Raw genomic sequence first — 6,650 nt, 5'->3', positions numbered from 1 at the left:
AACAAGTCTTTGAGCCGCTCCCATTGGTCATCGCGCAGGGCATACCGTCGTGTCATTGCTCAGCCTTTTCTTCTCTCTCTTGCTCTAGCTTATCTAATTGATGACACGCCCTAGGGAACAACAATGTTTGACGTTTAAGAACGCCTTTTTTTTGCTTCCTGCTGGGCAATTTCACTCTTTTTCCGATAAGATTCCACCCGATCCTGAGCCGTTCCGTAACGACTATCAGAGGGGGGTACAGCAGCCATTAAATCGGAAGCTTGTTGCCATTTAGCCGCCAAATCCAACCACTGAGCAGAAGTCTGAGCATTTCTCCCCGCAATTGACGTTTGTTCCGCCAGTCGCACCGCGTCTGCAAAAGGATCTGACGAAGGCAATGCAGTTGTTTGGGTGCTTGATGCTACAGGAGCTGAAGAGGTTGCTGGCGCTGTCGTCTTTGGGGAAGAGTTTGGCGCAGAAACTGGCGTCCGAGTAATCGTAAATGGCCCTAGCCAATCATAAAGTGCCCAGCCTACCAGCAGTAAAAGTAACGATAAGCTGGCACCGCCCACAATACCACGCCAGAATTGGCGTTTTTCCCGTACAAACCGGGAGGACGGCTGGGGGAATGGTGGCTGACTTTTTTTGGCAGGTTTCCGTCCCTTGAAATCTTCTCCTAAACGTCGAAAAACATTCGGCTTGGCAAGGGTAATTTCTTCAGCCCAAAGTAACTGACTCTCCGGATCTCGATGAATTTCTTCTAGCCAGAGTAATTGTTGCTCTCGGACAATCCGACTGTTGATATTGACTCGACGAATATTTCGCGGTGAAATTGATTCCAGAATCTGCCGAATGCGCTGTACCAGGCTAGATTGTTCGAGTTGATCTGGCGTAGCTGCCTCACACAAAAGCTGCAAGACACCATCGGCAAAAATGGCTCTAGTTCTGACACCAGCCTCTGCCAGCTTGTCATTGAGTATTTGAATAATCGCCGCCACGCTCCCCTGGCGAGCTTGTTTGGCGATATCATCCATCGGATCAACCATTTTGTTTGAGTAAATGATGCCGGTAGTTCAACCTGACTTTTTTTATTTAAGAGTATCAGTCTTTTTGTTTAAGAGACTCTGTCAGAGTAGTATAATTGACCGGCAACTGCGATCGCTCCTTTTTTGCTCTTAGTTTCATGAAGCAGCGCAGACGATTGCCAAGGGTCTTGCTGTGGCAAGATGTCCCTCTCAGAAGATATTTTTTCTACATTGAGCGGGAGATTCGCTTACGAAGCTTTGTTAAGGCGCTTGGGAGGTACCTCCCAAGCGAAGATGCTATCTGTCGCAGAGCAGCCAGTCGCGCTCTTGAATGATAAAGTGAAATAGCTAAACAGAAGATTGGAAAAACCGGGAACTGAATCATGGGCGCATTGATTCGCGGCGCAATTTTTGTTTTGGATGACAACATTGATACCGATCAAATTATCCCAGCTGAATACCTGACTCTGGTTCCTTCCAAGCCTGACGAGTACGAAAAATTGGGCAGTTATGCCTTGATTGGATTGCCGGATCGTTATGGAAAGTTTGTGGCTTCTGGAGAAATCAAGACCCAGTATCCCATCATTATTGCTGGGGAAAACTTTGGTTGCGGTTCTTCACGGGAACACGCACCGATTGCTTTGGGTGCTAGCGGCGTTAAGGCAGTAGTGGCTCAGTCTTATGCCCGGATCTTTTTCCGCAATTGTGCCGCTACTGGGGAACTTTACCCTTGGGAATCCTCTGAGCGGTTGTGCGATGAATTTGAAACGGGACAGGAAGTTTCAATTGATTTTGAACAAAATCAGCTGATTAACCATACCTTGGGTAAAACTTATTCTCTCCAGCCTTTGGGCGATGTAGGCCCAGTGATTGATGCAGGGGGGATTTTCGCTTATGCTCGGCAAACGGGAATGATTCCTACCCGGTAGCGCTCGCAATATTCTGAGTGTTGAATTTTGAGTTCAATCTTTCAACACTCAAAACTTTTGAATCTAAGCGCGATCGCTTTTACAATTCTTTAAAATAGTTATTAATGTCTGTAAGCCAAAAACTATTGACGACTATGCTCCTAAAGTGTACAACCCGCCACATCCGCATCTATACCGCTGAAGTGAAGAACAACGAACTCGTCGAGAGTGACAATGTATTAACCCTAGATGTCGATCCAGATAATGAATTTAATTGGAACGAAGACGCTCTGCAACAGGTTTATGGCAAATTCGATGAGATGGTTGAAGCTTACAACGGTGCAGATTTAACAGAATATAATCTGCGTCGTATCGGTTCCGACTTGGAACATTTCCTGAGAAGCCTGCTACAGCAGGGGCAAATTAGTTACAACCTGAGTAGCCGCGTTCTCAATTACAGCATGGGACTGCCTCAGGTTAGCACTCAATCGGCTGAGTAATTCTTTTTTAGTTGTTAGAAAAGTTGAGTTTAATTATCAGAAAACTTTCTAACAACTAATTACTAGTCACTACAGATAATTTACCGCCAAATCCGATTCCCATTTTCATCAATGCGAGCTTGGCGAATAACATCAGAGATTTCCTCGGCATCCTTAACATGGTGTAATGCCTTCTTTTCTCCGTCCGGCTCTTCCACTTCAAAGTAAGTTGGAACAACGATATGGTCGCCGGTAATATCTGGCGCATCTACCGCAATTTGCTGGGCTTTTTCTTCAACGGTTTCGGGTTTATCGGAAATTCTATCGCCCGGATTAGTGGTTCTATTGGTTGTATCTTTGGGTGGGTTTTCCATATAACTCCTAAAGATTTGAATCTTAATGTTACTAATATTAGATTAGAGAAATGGGTGTGCGATCGCCTCTTTCTGTGGGTGTAAGTCAGCTCTCTGTCTGTTTCTGCATAGATGAGGAATTTTGCTGAGTTGAGTTGATAACGCTACCATCCAAAGACTGAGCATTTGCAGCAACTTGGGATTTAGCCGCTCGTTTCTGCTCCAAAAATTGCTTAAGAGCAATGCGGCGATTTTCTAAGAAGCGGCTCCAAAACCCTGGAAGAAAATGATCCATCGTTTCAGCCAGCGCCCAAGTTTCCAAATTTACCATCTTGGAACGCAGGCGGTGAGACTCCTCTAAAGAGTCAATTAATTGCTTAATTTCTGCACTAGCAGGTGAATTAAGCTCTGCAAATGGTGGATCTGTAGCAGTATAAGCTTCGGACTTGGGCATGGCAATTGGGGAAAGTGGCAGTACACAGAGCAAATTGGAACAACAATCCTTGATTGGCGAAACCGGAGAACCTGCAAAGGGCACAATGCGGTATCAAAGCAGGACAACAAATGTAAACCCTCGACTCCCCATCTCTACCAAGAAAGGGGAGGATTTCGCCCCTCGCTCGTGAGGAGTTGAAAGAGGAGTTAAACTGCCCCGGTTGAAGTTTGGTAGCCGGAGTGATTTTACCCAACGTTTAAAAAAGCATCGCCTAGTCTGATTCAAATTTAACGCGAAGTGTCAGTTTCTCAAGCACGAGAAGACCCTTAACCGCTAAACTCTGGAAATAGAAACTTGATTATTTTTTACCTCTAGTGTATAAAAAAGACCCCGAAAGCCCTTGGACGTATAAACCTTGGTGGTGTCAGCCTTGGTCTATTTTGCTGACGACTATTACCGTCATCACTGCCTCTTGGACACTAACCAAAACAATTTGGATAACGGCTGGCGTCTCGATTCCCATTCTTGTGTGGATGTCATACTTTTTGCTACTCTGGCCTCGACTAATGCGGCGTTATTATCAGCAAACCGAAAATTCTGTAAGTGAAGAATGAGTTTTATTGACCGATCGCAAATCTATTGAGTGTCAGAGGCTACAATCCAGATTAACGCTCAGATTTGGCGAATTGAGAAAGAGCTACCTTTCTCAGTAGCTTCTGGTAACAGCAAGTCAAATCACAACAGGCTGATGGGAGCGCATAACCTTCATGAACAATTCTGCGGCAACGCTTTACTGCTCGAATCTCAATTGTCAGGCTCCTAATCCCCAGAGCCATAACTTTTGTCAGAAATGCCGCACGCCGCTGCTCAAACGGTACTTGTGGGCAGTTGGTGAAGGGATAGAGGCCTACAAGGCTGGGGATCTGATTGCTGAGCGATATTTGCTGAAAAGCGATCGCATCATTTTAGATACCAAACCGGCTTTGTCTCCGGAAATGTTGCCGGAGATATCCAACAGCCTTATGCCGTATCTCAAGCTGTCTCCCTATCAGCTGCACGTTCCCCAACTATACGGACTTCTGACACCAACAGAAGGGCAGCGTAACGCTGAAACTTGGCTGCTAGAGCAGGTACCGATTTACAGCTGCGGGAACGGGGAAGGCACCCTCATGCCAGAACTAACCAGCGTCTGGAAAAACGCCTCGGCAATGCGCCAACTGACTTGGCTATGGCAGATGGCAAATTTGTGGGAACCCCTGCAAATCAATCATGTAGGATCGAGTTTGTTGACACCAGCGCTGCTGCGAGTAGAAGGTTCCATCCTTCGGTTATTGATATTGCAGGCGGATCGAAGCTCCCCAGTAACGCTGCAAAACTTAGGTCAACTTTGGTCTAAATGGGTCGCCGCTTCACACCCAACCATTGGAAAATTTTTGGAACAAGTTTGTCAGCAGCTCAACCAAGGAGCCGTACAGACGGCAGAGCAGCTGGTGGGGCTGTTGGATGAGGCAATGGAAACCATTGGGCGATCGCAATCTTGCACCTATCAAATTGTCACCCGCAGCGATACAGGGCCAACTCGTCGGCAAAATGAGGATGCCTGCTATCCCCCCAGTCCAAGCAGTACCAATCCCTCCCTTCCCTTGGCAATAGTCTGCGACGGTATTGGGGGACATGAAGGCGGGGAAGTCGCCTCCCATGTGGCAATTGCAACTATCCAAGAGCGAGTACAGAATCTGCTGGCGAATCCAGCCAATCCTTTAAATCCGACCGCTCTTACCCTAGAATTGGAAAACTTTGCCTGTGCTGCCAATGATGTTATCAGCCAGCGCAACGACACGGAACAGCGGCTCGACCGGCAACGCATGGGCACTACGTTGGTGATGGCGTTAGCCCACGCTCATGAAATGTATATCACTCATGTGGGAGATAGTCGAGCTTACTGGATTACTCGCACGGGGTGTCGGCAGATCACCCTAGATGATGATATTGCTTCGCGGGAGGTGCGGCTCGGATACGCCCTCTACCGGGATGCAGTGGAACAATCCGGCGCTGGCTCTCTCGTTCAGGCGTTGGGTATGAGTTCATCAGCAACCCTGCACCCCTCCGTACAGCGCTTTGTTTTAGATGAAGACGGTGTTTTTCTTCTCTGTTCGGATGGTCTGAGTGACAATGACCGAGTAGAGCAATACTGGGAAACAGAGATTCTGCCAATTCTAGAAGGTCAGATTGATTTGTCAACCGCCGGAACCCGGCTGATTGAAATTGGCAACACCAAAAACGGGCACGACAACGTTACAGTAGCCCTTGTCTACTGCCAAGTGGCATCAGCTCAAACTGGGCAACAGGTCACAGCACTACAGATGGGAGCCATTCCACCCGCAGCCCCAACTCCGGCTCCAGCGGCTTCGGTGCGCTCTCAATCTCCGTCTGCTTCCAGAATCAAAACCAAGATCATTTCACCGCAGTCTACTACTAGGAGTCCTTTGCCGCTCCTTCTAGTGCTGCTTCTGTTAGCAGGTGTCAGCGGAGCGATCGCTTATTGGTTGATTCCAGAAGTCCAAGACAGGGTCAAGCCTCTAATCGGGCTGACACCCCCCTCTAGCCGCAGCCCTGAACCATCCGCCGCCAGTTCATCTCCATCGGCAGAACCTGTTGTGACTCCTTCCACTTCTGTGCCCTCTTTAGAGGCTGGCTTGCTGCTCCAAACCACCCGTTCCACAACCAAGAACGTTCAGGGAAAAGAAGTTCCTGTTTTGCTGCGACGTGGTGTCCAGGCACCCCAAAACCAATCTGTAGTCGGGTTAGTTTCCGATGGGAGTATTTTGCAAGTCAGCTCCATCCAGCGAAATCAAGACCCTGACAGTTGGCTACAGGTGAAAGTTTGCTCAACGCTCACTACATCTAATTCGCAGCTTTCCCCTGAAAAAGTTAATTCCGGCACCCCAAACCCAAGAGCCGTCCCTGAAGTGACCTATCGCCCAATAAAACAAGGAGAAATTGGTTGGATTCGGGAATCCGACGTTTTACCTGTAATTAATCCAAATTTCGCACCAACATCGGCTAATTTGGGCGAATGTGCAATTGGGGCTGCCGATCCAACACCTACCGTCACTTCGTCCCCCTCTAAATAGCAATTAATTGCTAGCCTTTAATTGTTAGGACTTCGGTTTTTGTCAGGGTTAGGTGTTCTTGGGTAGTCGCTAATCAGGAGTCATTCGTCAATTGGTAAAGATGCGATGAATCGCGTCTCTAGGTCAGTTGTCTTTTGCTGCCAGTGACGACTGCCAGAGACTTGCCACCCATTACTCACGATTCACTGCCCAAAAACGATTGATAGTGAATCGCTAAAGCTAAAATAACCTGAGTTCGGGTTAAGCAGCTTGAGGCAAAGTGAAATCCAGATTGAGTGAAGGCTTCTTTGGCTGATGACAATAAGCAATCAATCCGCAGAGGATATTCACCATAAA

7 protein-coding genes and 1 pseudogene are annotated in these 6,650 nt (G+C 47.5%); 4 read left to right on the top strand and 4 right to left on the bottom strand.

Translation table 11 applies throughout. The features are described 5' to 3' along the window. Window positions 1-134: 134 nt before the first annotated feature. Window positions 135-1,025, bottom strand: a complete 891-nt coding sequence (locus NDI34_RS27330; protein ID WP_348234399.1) for a hypothetical protein — start codon at window positions 1,023-1,025, stop codon at window positions 135-137. A 362-nt stretch (window positions 1,026-1,387) separates the two neighbouring features. Here NDI34_RS27330 and NDI34_RS27325 point away from each other — a divergent pair, with 362 nt between their 5' ends. Next, a complete protein-coding gene (locus tag NDI34_RS27325) occupies window positions 1,388-1,933 on the top strand; it encodes a 3-isopropylmalate dehydratase (RefSeq protein WP_190532886.1) in 546 nt (181 codons plus the stop codon). A gap of 134 nt (window positions 1,934-2,067) precedes the next feature. After that, entirely contained in the window at window positions 2,068-2,412 is a 345-nt protein-coding gene (locus NDI34_RS27320) for an NAD(P)H-quinone oxidoreductase subunit M (protein WP_190410861.1), read from the top strand. 80 nt (window positions 2,413-2,492) lie between these two features. On the opposite strand, the gene NDI34_RS27315 is transcribed toward NDI34_RS27320, so the two are convergent. Further along, window positions 2,493-2,765: a hypothetical protein gene (locus tag NDI34_RS27315; RefSeq protein WP_190532883.1), complete on the bottom strand. Its 273-nt coding sequence runs from the start codon at window positions 2,763-2,765 to the stop codon at window positions 2,493-2,495. Window positions 2,766-2,850: 85 nt separating this feature from the next. After that, window positions 2,851-3,198 carry a hypothetical protein gene (locus NDI34_RS27310; protein WP_190532881.1) on the bottom strand — a complete coding sequence of 116 codons (348 nt, stop codon included), beginning with the start codon at window positions 3,196-3,198 and terminating at the stop codon, window positions 2,851-2,853. 356 nt (window positions 3,199-3,554) lie between these two features. On the opposite strand from NDI34_RS27310, the gene NDI34_RS27305 reads away from it, so the two are divergent. Together NDI34_RS27305 and NDI34_RS27300 are read left to right on the top strand one after the other, a co-directional pair. Then, window positions 3,555-3,794, top strand: coding sequence for a DUF6737 family protein (locus NDI34_RS27305; protein WP_190410864.1), 240 nt, complete (start codon window positions 3,555-3,557; stop codon window positions 3,792-3,794). A gap of 153 nt (window positions 3,795-3,947) precedes the next feature. Then, window positions 3,948-6,314 (top strand): protein phosphatase 2C domain-containing protein, encoded by a 2,367-nt coding sequence (locus tag NDI34_RS27300; protein ID WP_348234398.1) that lies wholly within the window; start codon window positions 3,948-3,950, stop codon window positions 6,312-6,314. Between the two features lie 240 nt (window positions 6,315-6,554). On the opposite strand, the pseudogene NDI34_RS27295 reads toward NDI34_RS27300, so the two are convergent. Then, window positions 6,555-6,650 (bottom strand): annotated as a pseudogene (locus NDI34_RS27295) (IS982 family transposase); the annotation flags it as partial.

Source organism: Trichocoleus sp. DQ-U1 (assembly GCF_039961925.1).
Taxonomy (GTDB): domain Bacteria; phylum Cyanobacteriota; class Cyanobacteriia; order Cyanobacteriales; family FACHB-T130; genus FACHB-T130.
Note: the sequence above shows the minus strand (reverse complement) of the source record. Positions and strands in the feature narration are given on the sequence as shown.